The sequence below is a fragment of the Hasllibacter halocynthiae genome, assembly GCF_003003095.1.
GTDB lineage: Bacteria > Pseudomonadota > Alphaproteobacteria > Rhodobacterales > Rhodobacteraceae > Hasllibacter > Hasllibacter halocynthiae.
This window is the reverse complement of the sequence record NZ_PVTT01000001.1, coordinates 994,886-1,010,485: the sequence shown is the minus strand read 5'-3', so window position 1 is coordinate 1,010,485 and position 15,600 is coordinate 994,886. Positions and strand designations below refer to the sequence as shown.

General features: G+C 72.9%; 11 protein-coding genes. 7 read left to right on the top strand and 4 right to left on the bottom strand.

All coding sequences use genetic code 11. The features are described 5' to 3' along the window. Window positions 1-89 precede the first annotated feature (89 nt). Window positions 90-4,082: an efflux RND transporter permease subunit gene (locus BCF33_RS05105; protein ID WP_106159800.1), complete on the bottom strand. Its 3,993-nt coding sequence runs from the start codon at window positions 4,080-4,082 to the stop codon at window positions 90-92. Next, window positions 4,079-5,452, bottom strand: coding sequence for an efflux RND transporter periplasmic adaptor subunit (locus tag BCF33_RS05100; RefSeq protein ID WP_106159799.1), 1,374 nt, complete (start codon window positions 5,450-5,452; stop codon window positions 4,079-4,081). Before BCF33_RS05100 ends, BCF33_RS05105 begins: the two co-directional genes overlap by 4 nt. 216 nt (window positions 5,453-5,668) lie before the next feature. Between BCF33_RS05100 and BCF33_RS05095 the strand changes: the two genes are divergently transcribed. The 3 genes from BCF33_RS05095 (at window position 5,669) to der (ending at window position 9,673) form a co-directional block, all read left to right on the top strand. Continuing rightward, on the top strand, window positions 5,669-6,268 hold the full coding sequence (locus BCF33_RS05095) for a hypothetical protein (protein WP_106159798.1): 600 nt from the start codon (window positions 5,669-5,671) through the stop codon (window positions 6,266-6,268). Between the two features lie 53 nt (window positions 6,269-6,321). After that, window positions 6,322-7,635, top strand: coding sequence for a PQQ-like beta-propeller repeat protein (locus BCF33_RS05090; protein ID WP_106159797.1), 1,314 nt, complete (start codon window positions 6,322-6,324; stop codon window positions 7,633-7,635). Between the two features lie 586 nt (window positions 7,636-8,221). Next, complete coding sequence (gene der / locus BCF33_RS05085) at window positions 8,222-9,673, top strand: ribosome biogenesis GTPase Der (RefSeq protein WP_106159796.1); 1,452 nt, start codon at window positions 8,222-8,224, stop codon at window positions 9,671-9,673. Here the strand turns inward: der and BCF33_RS05080 are convergent. Then, the gene (locus BCF33_RS05080; protein ID WP_106159795.1) at window positions 9,670-10,380 is read right to left on the bottom strand and encodes a hypothetical protein; all 711 of its coding nucleotides are present in this window, start codon (window positions 10,378-10,380) and stop codon (window positions 9,670-9,672) included. The genes der and BCF33_RS05080 overlap by 4 nt on opposite strands. A 45-nt stretch (window positions 10,381-10,425) precedes the next feature. Continuing rightward, complete coding sequence (gene serS, locus BCF33_RS05075; RefSeq protein WP_106159794.1) at window positions 10,426-11,730, bottom strand: serine--tRNA ligase; 1,305 nt, start codon at window positions 11,728-11,730, stop codon at window positions 10,426-10,428. Window positions 11,731-11,854: 124 nt separating this feature from the next. Between serS and yajC the strand changes: the two genes are divergently transcribed. From yajC to BCF33_RS05055, 4 genes are read left to right on the top strand one after another with little or no spacing between them, the layout of a single operon-like run. Beyond that, window positions 11,855-12,181, top strand: a complete 327-nt coding sequence (gene yajC / locus BCF33_RS05070; protein ID WP_106159793.1) for a preprotein translocase subunit YajC — start codon at window positions 11,855-11,857, stop codon at window positions 12,179-12,181. Window positions 12,182-12,185: 4 nt separating this feature from the next. Beyond that, window positions 12,186-13,856, top strand: coding sequence for a protein translocase subunit SecD (gene secD / locus BCF33_RS05065; RefSeq protein ID WP_106159792.1), 1,671 nt, complete (start codon window positions 12,186-12,188; stop codon window positions 13,854-13,856). A gap of 4 nt (window positions 13,857-13,860) precedes the next feature. Further along, on the top strand, window positions 13,861-14,832 hold the full coding sequence (secF, locus tag BCF33_RS05060) for a protein translocase subunit SecF (RefSeq protein WP_106159791.1): 972 nt from the start codon (window positions 13,861-13,863) through the stop codon (window positions 14,830-14,832). Continuing rightward, entirely contained in the window at window positions 14,825-15,568 is a 744-nt protein-coding gene (locus BCF33_RS05055) for a sulfite exporter TauE/SafE family protein (RefSeq protein WP_106159790.1), read from the top strand. Before secF ends, BCF33_RS05055 begins: the two co-directional genes overlap by 8 nt. Window positions 15,569-15,600 lie beyond the last annotated feature (32 nt).

Here is a 15,600-nt window from a genome sequence, read left to right as displayed (position 1 = left end):
ACCTCCGTGCCGAAGGATGTTGCTGGTTTGGAAACGCGCGGGGCCGAATCCCCCGGCTCTGCGCGCGTCCAGCTGCGCCCGCGGGTTCCCTATTCGGCCGCCCTCAGGGGCCGTGGGTAGTCCTGCCGCCGGGACGAATCGTCCCCGACCACGGCCAGCGGCATCACCCGGTCGTCCGGCCCCGTCACCGGCGGCGGGTCGAAGGGCAGCTCGGGCTCGGCCGCCGCGGGGGCTGCCTCGTCGCCCCAGTCCCACACGATCTCCTGACCCTTCGGCACCCGGCGCGCCGCGCGCCGCAGCGCCCAGTCCCGCGCCGCCGCGCCGCCGCCCAGCCGGGCGATCAGTCGGCCGATGCCCACCGCATAGGCAGACGCCCAGACCCGCAGCGCCAGCATCGCGGGGGTGAAGACCAGCGTCAGCACCGTCGCGACCCCCAGGCCGAACACCACCGCCGTCGCCAGCTGCTTCCACCACAGCGCCGTCGGCGAATCGACCGAGTAGCCGCCCCCGATGAAGTCCAGCGACAGGCCGAACATCATCGGCGCCAGGCCCGCCATGGTGGTGATCGTCGTCAGCAGCACCGGACGGATGCGGTCCTCGGCCGTGCGGACGATGGCCTCCACCCGCGGCATGTAGCGCGAGTAGTCCTGGTAGGTGTCGATCAGCACGATGTTGTTGTTCACCACGATCCCGGCCAGCGCCACGATCCCCGTGCCCGTCATGATGATCGAGAAGGCCTGGTCCATCACCAGCATCCCGATCAGGACCCCGGCCGTCGACAGCACCACCGCCAGCAGCACCAGCACCGCGTTGTAGACGCTGTTGAACTGCGCCAGCAGGATGATGAACATCAGCCCCAGCGCCGCCGCGAAGGCCGAGGAGAGGAACGCCTGGCTCTCGGCCTGGTCCTCCTGGTCGCCGGTCCATTCCCAGGTCACGCCCGCGGGCAGGGGGTCCGTCTCCAGCCAGTCGGTCAGCACGGCGATCCGCTCGTTCGGGTTGACGACGACCGCTTCGACGTCCGTCCCGTCGGCTGGCTCCACGGCCGATACCGCGCCGACCGGCAGCCCCTCGGGTAGCGCCACGGCGAGGTCGGCGGGCTCGCCCAGAAGGTCCGCCGCCGCCCCCAGGCCGCCGGGGATCGTCACCTCGTCGAAGGCGAAGTAGCGCACGTCCGGGCCGCCCCCTCCGAGGAGGCCGCCGCCCCCCGGCACCGCGAGCGCCCAGTCGGCGCCCCCGCGGGCGAGGGCCTCCTCCTCGGTCAACTCGGTTCCGAAGCCCACGTCCACGGGCGGCGGGGCCTCGGCGTCCCCGGGGCCCGCGGCGGGCACGACCTTCACGATGGACAGCCCGTCCGCCGCGTCGGCCTTCACGTCGTAGTAGCGCGCCTCGTCCACCCGCGTGATGAGGCCGAGCTGCGGCACCGGCCGGTAGGTCACGAAGTTCGCCAGCGGCACCAGCCCCTCGGGGGTGCGGACCTTCAGCGTGTCCAGCGTGCTCAGCAGGCGGTCCTCCTCCGGCAGGCGCACGCGGATCTCGATCTCCTCGTCCGAGGAGGGGACCCGCATCGTGTCGAGGAACAGCCCCCGCGTGACCAGGCTGACCATCGCGCCCACCGTCTGCACGTCCGCCCCGAAGCGCCCGGCCTCCTCGACGTCCACGTCGATCTGCCAGTCGATGCCGGGAAGGGGGGTCGTGTCCTCCAGCCGCACGACGCCCGGGGTGGCGGCGAAGCGCGCGCTCACGATGTCGGCCGCCTCCTCCAGCACGCCCAGGTCCTCGCCCATGAGGCGCAGGTGGATCGGCTTGGCCGAGGCCGGCCCCTGCGCGAGGTTCAGCACCTCGAACCGGATGCCGGGGATGCGCGCCAACTCCCCCTCCAGCCGCGCGAGCACGCGGTCGCCGTCCAGCTCCTCCAGGGTCAGCTCCGTCTCGCCCGAGGCGGCGAAGGCGGCGCGGTCCTCCCAGGGGACCAGCTCGATCTGCACCTGGCCCACCGCGTCCAGCGGCCCGCCCGCGCCGCCGGTGTTGGCGTTCAGCCCGCCCGCGCCGGCGAAGGCGAAGGCGCTGTCGACCCCCTCCTCCGCGAGGACCACGCCCTCGACCTGCCGCAGGAGGTCGTCCTGCTCCTCCAGCGAGAGGTTGCCGCGCGCCTGCACGTAGACGATGGCCTGCTCGGGCTCGGACTCGACGAAGAACTCGACGCCGTTGTTGTTCTCCCCGAAGTAGCCGAACACCGAGACGACGAAGAAGATCACCACGCCGACCGTGACGACGGGCATGACCGGGTTGCCCGCGATGCCCTTGATGAAGGCGCCGAAGACGGTGCGGCGATGGCCTGCGCGGATGCGCCGGGGCGCCCGCTCGATCCGGGCCGATCCCAGCACGACCGCCGCCGCGGCCGACGCCGCGCAGAAGAGGGCGCCGCCGACCGCCACGCCCGCGATCCCGCCGGGGGCCAGCGCGCCCAGCACGTAGGACGGGTTCAGGATCGACATGGCGCCCACGAACACCCCATAGAGGGCCACGGGCACCAGGGCCGCCCGCACGATCCAGGGCAGGACGCCGCGCAGGAACGTCGCGCCGCGGTCGAAGACGCGGCTCAGCCGGCCGGCGACCCCGCCCATGACGGGCAGGTAGATCAGCGCCACCACCAGCGACGCCGACAGCACGAAGATCAGCGTGACCGGAAGCATGCCCATGAACTCCCCCGGCACGCCCGGCCAGAAGAGCATGGGAAGGAACGCGCACAGCGTCGTCGCGGTCGATGACACGATGGGCCAGAACATTCGCTTGGCCGCGTCCGTGTAGGCCTGCATCGGCCCCGCGCCTTCCTTCAGGCGCTTGTCGGCGTACTCGACCACCACGATGGCGCCGTCCACCAGCATCCCCACCGCGAGGATCAGCCCGAACATCACGATGTTCGAGATCGAGACGCCCATCACCGCGAGGAACGCGAAGCACAGGAGGAACGAGGTCGGGATCGCGAACCCCACCAGCAGCGCCGAGCGCGGGCCCAGCGAGGCGAGGACCACGATCATCACCAGCGCGATGGCCGTCAGCACCGACCCCTCCAGCTGCGCCACCATCGAACGGACCTGCCGCGACTGGTCGTTCGAGACGCTGACCGTCAGCGCGTCGCGCAGCTCCTCGGGCCAGCCGGCGACCTCGGCGGCGACCTCCTCGCGGATCAGGGCGACCGTGTCGATCAGGTTGAAGCCCTTCCGCTTCACGACCTGCACGGCGACGGTGGTGTCGCCGTCGAAGCGCGCGGTGCCCTCGCGGTCCTCGAAGGTCAGGCGGATGTCGGCCAGGTCGCCCATCGTCACGGTCCGGTCGCCGTTCGTGCTGACCGGCAGGTCGTAGATGTCCTCGACCCCGTCGAAGGCGCTGTCGATCTTCAGGGCGTTCGACCCCGAAGGCCCGTCGAGCGCGCCCACCGCGACGAGGGCGTTGTTGTTCTGCACCACGGCGACCAGCTCGGCGGCGGTGACGTTGTAGGATTCGAGCCGGAGCGGGTCGATCACGACCTCGACCATCTCCTCGCGATGCCCCGCGAGCGGGGCCTCCAGCACCGCGTCGAGGCCTTCCAGCCGCTCCTGCAGGTCCTCGGCGAGGCGCAGCATCTCGCGCTCCGGCACCGCACCGGAGAGCGAGACGATGACGATCGGGAACTCCGAGAAGTTGAACTCGTCGATCGTGTACTGCTCGAAGCCGTCGGGGAAGTCGGCCTCGGCCTTCTGCATCGCGTCGCGCACGTCCGCGAGGACGGCCGTCTTGTCCCAGCCGAACTCGAACTCCAGCACGATGTTGGCGTAGCCCTCGGCGGCGGTGCTGGTCATCGTGTCCAGCCCGTCGATCTCGCCCAGCTCCTGCTCCATGGGGCGGATCAGCAGCTCCTCCGCGTCCTCGGCGCTGATGCCGGGGAAGGGCAGCGAGATGACGACCGCCGGGATCTCGATGTCCGGCTCGCCCTCCTTGGGAAGCGCGGCGTAGGCGAAGCCCCCCACCAGCAGCGAGAGGGCGATGAACGCCAGCACCATCCGCGCCCGGCTCGCCGCCCAGTCGACCATCCCCGTCATCGGATCGCCCCCTGGCGGAACGTCACGTCGATCGGCACCCCGTCGCGCACGTATTCCTGGCCGGTGACGATGACCTCGGCCGTGTCGGGCAGGCCCGTCACCCAGACCCCGTCCCGCTCGTCGCGCAGGATCTCGACCGGCGCGAAGCGGGTGATCCCGTCCACGTTCAGCCGCACCCCGAGCGCGCCGTCGTCGTCCAACGTCATCGCCGAGCGCGGGATCAGGTGCCCGGCCCGTGCGTCGCCCTCGATCACCAGCTCCACCGTCTGCCCGTCGCGGATGTGCCCGTCCTCGTTGGGGATCTCGACCTCGACCCGGAAGGTGCGGGTCGCGGGGTCGGCGCTGCGGGCGACGAAGGCGACCTCGCCCTCCACCCGCTCGCCGGTGGCCAGCCGGCCGCCGGCCCGCGCGCCCACGCGCGCGGCGTTCAGCTCGGTCTCGGGCAGGAAGGCCACCAGCTTGATCGGGTCGAGCTGCAGCACCGTGGCGCAGACGGCGCCCGGCTGAAGCAGCGCGCCCAGCTCGGCGGTGTCGGTCTCCAGCAGGCCGTCGAAGGGCGTCTCGATGACCAGCCGCTCCAGCTCGCGCTCGGCGGCGGCGACGGAGGCCTGCGCGGCCTGGATGCCGGCGCGCGCGCTCTGCACGGCGGCCTCCGCCCCGTCCACGTCTGCGGCGGCCGCCGTCACGCCGGCCGCCGCCCCCTCCTGCTGCGCCTGGGCGGCGATCACGCCGGCGCGGGCCGACTCGAGGGAAGCCTCCGCGTTGGCGACCCGCGTGTCGGCCGCGAACCCGCCCTCCGACAGGCGCTCGGCGGCGTTGGCGTTGATCTCGGCCTCGCGCAGGCGGGCGCGCGCCTCGATCAGCCCCGCCTCCGCGGCCAGGACCTGGCCGGCCGCCTCGGCTTGGCGGGCCTGCGCCGCCGGCACCCGCGCCTCGGCCTCGGGCAGGCGGGCGCGTGCCTCCGCCAGGCGGGCGCGCGCCTCCTCCAGGTCGTCCTGCCGCGTGCCGGGGTCCAGCGCGCACAGCGCCTCGCCCGCGCGCACCTCCGCGCCCCGCCGGAGCGGCTCGGACACCACGAGGCCGGACGTCTCGGCGCGCGCCTCGACCTGCCGGCTCGCCTCCGTCTGCCCCCGCAGGAGGACCGCGTCGCGCACGGGCTCCGCCTCGATCCGGGCCGCCACGACCGCCAGGCGCGCCGTCCCCGCCTCGGGGGGCGCCCCGGCTTCCGGATCGGCCACGGCCGCGACGGGGATCTCCGCCTCGGCCGCGTCCCCGCGCGACGCCAGCATGACGAGCCGGTCGCGCTCGAAGACCAACGCGTAGAGCGTGACCGAGACCGCGAGGGCCAGCAGGACGGAGATCAATCGCATTCAAGTATCCTTCGCCGCCCAGGGCGGCACTTCGCATCGCGGCGCACGGTCGCAGGTGCAGCGCCCCGGCGGTCCGACGGGTGATATCGAACCGTTCGGTTCAGTTCCAGATGGCGGGTCCGACCCGCCTGAGTCAAGCGCCAAGCCCGCCCATCGGCCCTTTTCCCCCCCTCGTGCCCGCGATAGGGCACCCCCGGACGCGCGAGAGAGGGCCCCATGAGCGAGAGCGACGGCTTCATCGACGAGGTCACCGACGAGCTGCGGCGCGACCGCCTCTTCGCGGCGATGCGGCGCTGGGCGCCGGTCGCGGTGCTCGTCATCCTCCTCATCGTCGGCGGCACCGCCTGGAACGAATGGCGCAAGGCCCGCGACCAGACCGCGATGCAGGCGCGCGGCGACGCGCTCGCCGCCGCGATCGACGGCGGCGACCCCGCCCGCCTGCGCGAGGCGGCCGGCGACGGTCCCGTCGCCCTCCTCCTCGCGGGCGGGGCGGGGGACGTGGGCGCGCTGCGCGCCCTCGCGGCCGATCCCGCGCAGCCGGCGCTCTACCGCGACCTAGCGGCGATCCGCCTTGCGGATGCGGCGCCGGGCGACCCGATGGTGGACGACCTCCTGCTGTCGGCCGCCGCGCCCGGGGCGCCCTACCGCCTCCTCGCGGAGGAGCGGCTGGCCTATGCCGACGCCGCCGCGGGCAACCCCGCCACGGCCCTGACGCGCCTGCAGGCGATCCTCGTGGACGCCGAGGCATCGGCGGACTTGCGTACGCGGGCGGCGCAGGCCATCGTCGCGCTGGGCGGCACGCCCGAGGGGCTGTAGGGCCCATGCGCGCGGCCTGGGGGCGGTACGGACGGGAAGACCGGGGGAGCGGGATGAGGGCCATTGCAGCCGGGCGGCGTGCCGCCCTCCTGGCCGTCCTGGCCCTCGCCGCCTGCGCGGAGCGCGAGACCCTGCTCGCCGGTCAGCGCGAGCCGATCCGCCCCGAGGACGCGCCGGCGGCGACCCAGCTCGGCCCCCGGGCCTTCGCGGCGCCTCCGCCCGTCGCCCGCGCGGACTGCCCCATGATCGGCTGCGGCCCCGAGCACGACGCCGGGCATGCCGCCCTCTCGCCCGCGCCGCGACTGGCCTGGCGGGCGCCGATCGGCGCCGCCAACGACCGCCGGCACGTCATCACCGCCGCGCCCGTGGTCGCCGGCGGCCGGATCTTCGCGCAGGACTCGATCAGCGCCGTCTCCGCGGTCTCGGCCACGGGCCAGCCGCTCTGGCGGACCGAGCTGACGCCCCCCGCCGACGCGCCGGGGCAGGCTTCGGGCGGCGGCGTCGCCTTCGCGGACGGGCGCCTCTTCGTGACGACCGGCTACGGGCGGCTGCACGCCCTCGACCCCGCCACGGGGCGCGAGCTCTGGCGCCAGGACGTCGAGGCGGCCGCCACGGGCGCGCCGACCCCGCGCGGCGGGATCGTCTACGTCGCCGCGCGCGACGCGGTCGGCTGGGCCGTGGATGCCACCACGGGGCGCGTGCTCTGGACGCTCGCGGGGGTCTCGGATGTCTCGGGGCGCACGCACGCGCCCGCGCCGCTGGTGACGCAGGACCTCGTGGTCTTCCCCTACCGCTCGACCCAGCTCGTCGCGGCTTTCCGCGAAGGCGGCACCCAGCGCTGGGCCCGCACGCTCGCCGGGGCGCGCACGGGCACCGCCTACGCCGCGCTGACCGACATCGCCGGCGCGCCGGTCCTCTCCGGAGGGACGATCTTCGCGGGCAACGTCTCGGGACGCCTCGGCGCCTTCGACCCGGCCACGGGCGAGCCGCTCTGGACCGCGCGCGAGGGCGCGGCCGGCCCCCTCTCCGTCGCGGGCGACAGCGTCTTCGCGGTCACGGACGATTCGCGCGCCGTGCGCCTCGACCGCGCCACGGGCCGGCCGATCTGGTCCACCGAGCTGCCGGGGCCGATTCCCGCCGGACGTCCCGACCGGCGCGTGGGCGAGGTCGCGCATTTCGGCCCCGTCCTCGCCGGCGGACGCCTCTGGGTCGCGGGATCGGACGGGCTGCTGCGCGGCCTCGACCCGGCCACGGGGGCGATCTCGGCGCAGGTCGCGATCCCGTCGGGCGCGGCCGCGCAGCCCACGGTCGCCGGCCGCACCCTCTACGTCGTGGGACGGGACGGGGTGCTCAACGCGTTCCGCTGACGGGCGCGCGCGGCGCCGCCCGGCCCGCCTGCCGCCCGGTCGTGCGTGGAGGGTACGGCCTGCAAGCCGGCGCACCGTGACCGGCAGGCGCCGCAGCACCGCATCGATGGCGAGGATGCAGCGGGCCGGCGTCGCGGGCACGACGGCGGCCGCCGCCACGATCCACGTCGCGCGGCCGCGCCCACCCGCAAGGGGATCCGGTCCGACCAGAGCCACCGCCACCGCCTGGGGCGAGACGTTCGGGCCGTCCCGTCGCGGCCGCAGGCCATACCCCTCCCGGTCACCGGCGTCGCCGCCGATGCTTCCTCGCGCTTCCCGCGCGGCCGTGCCCCTTCCGGGGCCGGCGATGGGGCCGCTTCGTCGCAGCATCCTGCCTCGCACCTCCGTCTTAGCGCCCATGATAAGGAGGATGTGTTGACGGACCGTTACCGTGCGTCGGGATTGCGCGCTGGAAATCGGGAAACAGCGGGCCTCGCAGCGTAACCGTGTGACATGACCGAAAAGAAAGGGCCCTGAACGCCCCGGCGCAATGCGCCGTGCGCTACGGGATTTGCCTTGCCCCCCGGCTTTGCCTAAGCGGCGCGCCATGCCCTTCGCCCTCGCCATCGTCGGACGGCCCAACGTGGGCAAGTCGACCCTCTTCAACCGGCTCGTCGGCAAGCGTCTCGCCCTGGTGGACGACCAGCCCGGCGTGACCCGTGACCTCCGCGAGGGCGAGGCGCGGCTTGGCGACCTGCGCTTCACCGTCGTCGACACCGCCGGGCTGGAGGAGGCGACCGACGACAGCCTCCAGGGCCGCATGCGCGCCCTGACCGAGCGTGCCATCGCCGAGGCCGACGCCGCCCTCTTCCTCGTCGACGCCCGCGCCGGCGTCACCCCCGTGGACGAGGCGCTGGCCGACCTGCTGAGGAAGTCCGGGAAGACCGTCCTTCTCGGCGCCAACAAGTCCGAGGGCGCGAAGGGCGCCGCCGGCGCGCTCGAAGCCTACGCGCTGGGCCTGGGCGATCCGATCGAGCTTTCGGCAGAGCATGGCGAGGGGATGGGCGAGCTGCTCGCCGCGCTGCAGCCCCTCGTCGACGCGCACGTCTCCCACGAGGCCGAGACAGACGTCGCGGTCGAGGATGGCGACGACGACGCCCCCCGCGTCCCGACCGATTCGCGGCCCCTGCAGATCGCAGTCGTCGGTCGGCCCAACGCCGGAAAGTCGACGTTGATCAACGCGATACTGGGCGAGGATCGCCTCCTCACCGGGCCGGAGGCCGGGATCACGCGCGATGCCATATCCGTGCGCGCCGACTGGGGCGGAACCCCGATCCGCATCTTCGATACCGCGGGAATGCGGAAGCGCGCCAAGGTGCAGGAGAAACTAGAGAAACTGTCCGTTTCCGACGGCCTGCGCGCGGTGCGCTTCGCGGAGGTCGTCGTCGTCCTCCTCGACGCGGACATCCCGTTCGAGAGCCAGGACCTCCGCATCGCCGACCTGGCCGAGCGCGAGGGGCGGGCGGTCGTCGTCGCGGTGAACAAATGGGACGCGGTCGAGGACCGGCAGGCCCGGCTCGCCGATCTGAAGGAGGCGATGGACCGCCTCCTGCCGCAGCTGCGCGGTGCGCCGCTCGTCACCGTTTCCGCTAGGACGGGCAGGGGGTTGGACCGGCTTCTTCAAGCGGTCCTGAAGGCGCATGACGTCTGGAACCGCCGCGTCCCCACCGCCCGGCTGAACCAGTGGCTCGCCGGGATGACCGAGGCGCATCCCCCCCCCGCGCCGGGCGGGCGGCGGATCAAGATGCGCTACATGACCCAGGTGAAGACCCGCCCGCCGGCCTTCGTGGTGATGACCTCGATTCCCAAGGAGGTGCCCGAGAGCTACCGCCGCTACCTCGTCGGCGGCCTGCGCGAGGATTTCGACATGCCCGGCACGCCCATCCGCCTGACCTTGCGCGGGCAGGGCGACAAGAACCCCTACAAGGACCGCAAGAAGTCCACACCCAGCCGCCTTCGCAAGCATCTGGGCAAGGGCCGCGCGGACGAGGGGCGCTAGGCCGTCCGCGCCGCCCGGCGACTCGTCGACCAGGCCAGCGCCACCACCGCCAGCGCCCCCAGCCCCGCCACCACCGCGACCGACAGGGGGCCGGCGGCGTTCTTCACCACCACCCAGAACAGCGCCCAGACGACCGCGGCGCCGTACTCCCAAGCCCAGGGCTTCGCGGTCTGCACCAGCCCGGCCACCGTCAGCGCCAGCGCGAGGCCGATCCATGCGGCTACCGTCTCGGACGTGACGCCCCACCCCGCCAGCATCAGGCCCACCGACACGCAGGACGCCGCCGTCAGCCACCCCGCGTAGATCGCGATCGGCGGCGCGAGCAGCCAGCGATCCCGCCGGTCCGCGCGCATCAGCGCCCAGACCGCGAGCACGAGCATCGCCCAGATCATCGCCGTCGCCCAGATCGCGGAGGCGCCCGCCACCGCCAGCCACGGCACCCCCACCGCGAGCGAGCCGATCAGGGGCCAGCGCACCGCGTCCCAGACCGGATCCTCGCGCCGCCTCCAGAGGCCGAAGGCCCCGTGGATGACGAGCCAGAGGTAGATGAGCGACCAGATCGAGAAGGCGATCCCCGCGGGCTGGACGGGCGGGTCCTCCTGCGGAACGGGATAGAGCGCGGGGTCGAACCCGCTGAAATCGCTGAAGAGCGGCGAGATCGCGAAAGCGAGCGCGAGCAGAAGGACGAGGGCGGCGCGCAAGGTCATGCCACCCCTACGCGCCAGAAGGCCGAACGGTCCGTCCCGCGGCCCCTATTCCAGCACCCCGTCCGCCGTGATCCGGCCCTTCCCGCCCAGCCAGGGGAGCAGGGCCTCGGGCAGGGTGACGGAGCCGTCCGCCTCCTGCCCGTTCTCCAGCACCGCGATCAGGCAGCGCCCCACCGCGAGGCCCGAGCCGTTCAAGGTATGGACGAAAGCCGGCTTGCCCCCCGCCGCCGGCTTGAAGCGGGCGTTCATCCGGCGGGCCTGGAAGTCGCCCATGTCCGAGCAGGACGAGATCTCGCGATAGGCGTCCTGGCCCGGCAGCCAGACCTCGATGTCGTGGGTGCGGCGGGCGCCGAAGCCCATGTCGCCGGTGCACAGCACGACCGTGCGGTAGGGCAGGCCCAGCCGCTCCAGGATGCCTTCGGCGCAGCCGGTCATGCGGTCCAGCTCGCCCCGCGACGCGTCCGGATGGGTGATCGACACCATCTCGACCTTCTCGAACTGGTGCTGGCGCAGCATCCCGGCCGTGTCCCGCCCGGCGCTGCCCGCCTCGGACCGGAAACACAGGGTATGGGCGCAGAGCCGCCGGGGCAGGTCGGCCTCGGCCAGCACGTCGCCCGCGACCGTGTTCGTCAGCGTCACCTCCGAGGTCGGGATCAGCCATTTTCCCTCCTCCGTGCGATAGCTGTCCTCGGCGAACTTCGGCAGCTGTCCCGTCCCCAGCATCGCCGCGTCGTTGACGAGGACGGGGGTCATGGTCTCCTCCAGCCCGTTCTCGCCCGTCTGCACGTCCAGCATGAACTGCGCCAGCGCCCGGTGCACCCGCGCGACGGCCCCGCGAAGCAGCACGAAGCGGCTGCCGGACATCCTCGCGGCGGTCTCGAAGTCCATGCCGGGCCCGTTCTCGCCGGAGACGACGGCGGGGATCTCGTGATGCTCCCTCGCGGCTAGGATATCGCGGGGGGCGCCCCAGCGGCGCAGCTCGACGTTGTCCTCCTCCGAGCCGCCGTCGGGAACGCGAGGGTCGGGCAGGTTCGGCAGCTCCAGGAGGCGGGCGGCCAGGGCCTCGTCCGCCGTCCTGGCCTCGACCTCGAGCGTCGCGATCTCGTCCTTCTTGGCGGCGACGAGGGCGCGAAGGCGCTCGAACCCCTCCTCGTCGCCCGCGGCCTTCGCCTTCCCGACCTCCTTCGACGCGGCGTTCCGATCCGCCAGCGCCGCCTCAGCCCCCTGGATCGCCCCGCGCCGCGCCTCGTCCAGCGCCAGGAGTTCGGCGGACACCGGCCCTTCCCCCCGCCGGGCGAGGGCGGCGTCGAAGCCTTCTGGGTCCTGCCGGACGGCGCGGATGTCGTGCATGGGGGCCTCCTGATGCTCGGGCGCCCCTTACCGGCCCCCCGCGCGCATTTGAAGCCGGGCGCGCTTGCGGGCGAAGGGGGCTGCCAATAAAGGACCACGGACCGCTCGACAGGGGATTTCCGCCATGTTCGTCACGCCCGCCTACGCGCAGGCCGCCGGGGGGGGCGCCGGCGCCCTAGGCTCGCTCATCCCGCTCGTCCTGATCTTCGGGATCATGTACTTCCTCCTGATCCGTCCCCAGCAGAAGCGGCTGAAGGACCATCAGGCCATGGTCGCGGCGCTGCGCCGGGGCGACCGGGTGGTCACAGGGGGCGGCGTCGTCGGCAAGGTGACCCGCGTGAAGGAGGACGATGCCGAGGTCGAGGTCGAGATCGCGAAGGACGTGCGCGTCCTGGTGATGCGCCCCACGATCCAGCAGGTCCTCTCCAAGACCGAGCCGGCGGCGAAGTGAGCCGATGATCCGAATCGAGCCCTGGAAGCGCTGGCTGATCTGGCTGACGGTCGCGATCGGCGTCGTCCTCGCGCTGCCCAACGTCTTCTACGGCCGGGTCGAGCAGGCGAACGACGCCCGCCTCCTGATGGAGCGCGAGGGCGTCGCGACCCCGGCGCTGGAGGGCGACGCCGCGCTCTGGCCGGACTTCCTGCCCTCGGGGCTCGTGAACCTCGGGCTCGACCTGCGGGGCGGGGCGCACCTCCTGGCCGAGGTGCGGCTCGAGGACGTGTACGAGACGCGCCTCGACGGCCTCTGGCCCGAGCTGCGGGACCTTCTGCGCGAGGCCCGCGCCGAGGTCGGGCCGATCCGCCGCATCGACGAAGGGGGCGACGCCCTCCGCATCCGCATCGCCGAGGAGGCGGGCATGGCCCGCGCGGTCGCGATCGCCCGCAGCCTCGCCCGGCCCGTCGCCTCGCTGACGGGGGGCGCCGCGCGCGACATCGAGGTCACGGGCGCCGGCGACGTGCTGACCATCACCCTCTCGGAGGCCGAGCGGCAGGCCGTCGACGAGCAGACCATGCGCCAGACGGTCGAGATCATCCGCCGCCGCGTCGACGAGGTCGGCACCCGCGAGCCGACGATCCAGCGCCAGGGCGAACGGCGCGTGCTGATCCAGGTGCCCGGCCTCGGCAGCGCGGAGGAGCTGCGCCAGCTGATCGGCACGACGGCGCAGCTGACCTTCCACCCGGTCCTGCGCCGCACCACCGACACCGACGTCAGGCCCGGCCCGCGGGAGCTGTTCCTCCCCTCCGCCGACCCCCGGCAGGAAGGTTTCTTCTACCTCCTGGAGGCCACGCCCGTCGTCACGGGCGAGCAGCTGACCAACGCCCAGCCGGCCTTCGACCAGAACGGCGAGCCCGCCGTCTCCTTCCAGTTCAACCCGGCGGGCGCGCGCATCTTCGGTGACTACACGCTCGAGAACATCGGCCAGCTCTTCGCGATCGTCCTCGACGAGGAGGTCGTCTCCGCCCCGGAGATCATCTCCCACATCCCGGGCGGTTCGGGCATCATCACCGGCCGGTTCACCGTCGAGGAGACGACGAACCTCGCTGTGCTGCTGCGCGCCGGCGCCCTCCCGGCCGAGCTGGACTTCGTCGAGGAGCGGACCGTCGGGCCCGAGCTGGGCCAGGACAGCATCGACGCCGGCCGCATCGCGACCGTGGTCGCCTTCGCCTTCGTCCTGGTGTTCATGGCCCTCGCCTACGGCCTCTTCGGCCTCTTCGCGAACGTGGCGCTGATCCTGAACATCGCGCTGCTCTTCGGGCTGCTGTCGCTCGTCGGGGCGACGCTGACGCTGCCGGGCATCGCGGGGATCGTGCTGACCGTGGGGATGGCGGTGGACGCCAACGTCCTCGTGTTCGAGCGCATACGCGAGGAGCTGAAGACCGCGAAGGGTCCCGCCCGCGCCATCGAGCTGGGCTACGAGAAGGCGCTGTCGGCCATCGTGGACGCGAACGTGACGACCTTCATCACGGCCGTCATCCTCTTCGCGATGGGCTCGGGCCCGGTGCGGGGGTTCGCCATCACGCTGGGCTTCGGGATCGTGACGTCCGTCTTCACGGCGATCTACGTCACACGCCTGCTGATCGTCACCTGGTTCGAGCGGCGCCGCCCGCGCACCATCGAGGTATAGCGCCATGAGACTCCGCCTCGTTCCCGAGAGCACGTCGTTCGACTTCTTCTCCCGGTGGAAGCTGTGGCTCGGCATTGGGGCCTTCCTGATCGTGCTCGCGTTCGGCTCGTTCCTCGTGCAGGGCCTGAACTACGGCATCGACTTCCAGGGCGGCACCACGATCCGCACCGAGTCCCCCCGCGCCGTGGACGTGGCCGAGTACCGCGCCGCGCTGGAGCCCCTGGGCCTGGGCGACGTCTCCATCTCGGAGGTGTTCGACCCCGCCTTCGGCGAGGAGCGGAACGTCGCCATGATCCGCGTCCAGGTCCAGGAGGGCGACGAGGCGATCTCCGGCGCCACCGTCGCCGCCATGCAGGACGCGCTGCGCGAGGTCCGGCCCGACATCACCTTCGGCGCCGTCGAATCGGTCGGCCCCAAGGTCTCGGGCGAATTGGTGCAGACGGCCGCACTGGCGGTCGTCCTCGCGATCGGGGCGGTGCTGGTCTACATCTGGCTGCGCTTCGAATGGCAGTTCGCCGTGGGCGCGGTGATCGCCCTCGTCCACGACGTGATCCTGACCATCGGCATCTTCTCCGAGCTGCAGATCAGGTTCGACTTGGCCATCATCGCGGCATTGTTGACGATCGTGGGATACTCGCTGAACGACACGGTCGTCGTCTTCGACAGGGTTCGGGAAAACCTCATCAAGTACAAGAAAATGCCATTGAAGGACGTTCTGAATCTCTCCATCAACGAGACGCTCAGCCGTACCTTCATGACCTCCGCAACCACCCTCCTCGCGCTGATCTCGCTGCTGGTCCTCGGCGGCGACGTGATCCGCGGCTTCGTGTTCGCGATGACCTGGGGGGTGATCGTGGGGACCTACTCGTCCATCTTCGTCGCTTCGGCGGCGCTGCTCTGGCTGGGGGTGAAGCGCGACTGGGACACGCCCGCGGACGGACCCGCGGCGGGCACCCAGTTCGGCGCGGATGCCTGACCTCGGGCTCCTCCTCGCGCCGGGGACGGGCGTGCTTCTCGCGGCGGGGGCGGTTTCGGGGATCGGGTTGGGGATCGCGGGTTTCGGCGCCGCGCTCGTGTTCCTTCCGCTCGCCATGATCCACCTTCCGCCGGTCGAGGCCGTGACGGTCTTCACCATCGCCGCGCTGGGCACGCTCGCCACCTCGGCGCCGCGCCACGCCGCGGCCGCCGACCGGCGCACGACCGTCTCGATCCTCGCCTGCGGCGCCCTCGGAATGGTGGTGGGGCTGCCGATCCTCGTCAGCGCGGAGCCCTACCTCCTGCGGACCGCCGTCTGCGTCCTCGGGGTGGCTACGGTCGTCGCGCTGGGCATGGGACTGCGCTACCGCCTGCCGGACGGGCGCTGGTCGCGCGCGCTCCTCGGCACCCTCGCCGGGACGAGCTGGGGGGCGTTCGGCATGGCCGCCCCGGTCGTCGCCCTCGTCCGCCTCGGCTGCCGGGGCGAGCCCCGGGGAACGCGCGAAGGCGTCGCCCTCGCCCTGCCGATGCTCAACGGGCTGATGCTGGCGCTGCTCGCGGGGGGCGGCCTCCTGACCGAACGGGCGGTCCTCCTCGGCCTTCTCGCGTTGCCGGTCCTGACGGCCGGGACGCTGCTGGGTCAGGCGCTGCGCCGCCGGCGGGCCGACCTCTGGCAGGCGGCGGCGCTGGTCGCCGCCGCCCTCGCCGCGATGACCGGGCTGCCGGCGCTCGTCTAGCGGGGCGCGGGCCCTAGCTGTGGCGGCATGGC

Coding starts and splice junctions, on each gene's coding strand:
- serS (WP_106159794.1), bottom strand. CDS start 11,730: ATGCACGACATCCGCGCCGTCCGGCAGGACCCAGAAGGCTTCGACGCC.
- BCF33_RS05105 (WP_106159800.1), bottom strand. CDS start 4,082: ATGACGGGGATGGTCGACTGGGCGGCGAGCCGGGCGCGGATGGTGCTG.
- BCF33_RS05100 (WP_106159799.1), bottom strand. CDS start 5,452: ATGCGATTGATCTCCGTCCTGCTGGCCCTCGCGGTCTCGGTCACGCTC.
- BCF33_RS05055 (WP_106159790.1), top strand. CDS start 14,825: ATGCCTGACCTCGGGCTCCTCCTCGCGCCGGGGACGGGCGTGCTTCTC.
- secF (WP_106159791.1), top strand. CDS start 13,861: ATGAGACTCCGCCTCGTTCCCGAGAGCACGTCGTTCGACTTCTTCTCC.
- yajC (WP_106159793.1), top strand. CDS start 11,855: ATGTTCGTCACGCCCGCCTACGCGCAGGCCGCCGGGGGGGGCGCCGGC.
- BCF33_RS05080 (WP_106159795.1), bottom strand. CDS start 10,380: ATGACCTTGCGCGCCGCCCTCGTCCTTCTGCTCGCGCTCGCTTTCGCG.
- BCF33_RS05095 (WP_106159798.1), top strand. CDS start 5,669: ATGAGCGAGAGCGACGGCTTCATCGACGAGGTCACCGACGAGCTGCGG.
- BCF33_RS05090 (WP_106159797.1), top strand. CDS start 6,322: ATGAGGGCCATTGCAGCCGGGCGGCGTGCCGCCCTCCTGGCCGTCCTG.
- der (WP_106159796.1), top strand. CDS start 8,222: ATGCCCTTCGCCCTCGCCATCGTCGGACGGCCCAACGTGGGCAAGTCG.
- secD (WP_106159792.1), top strand. CDS start 12,186: ATGATCCGAATCGAGCCCTGGAAGCGCTGGCTGATCTGGCTGACGGTC.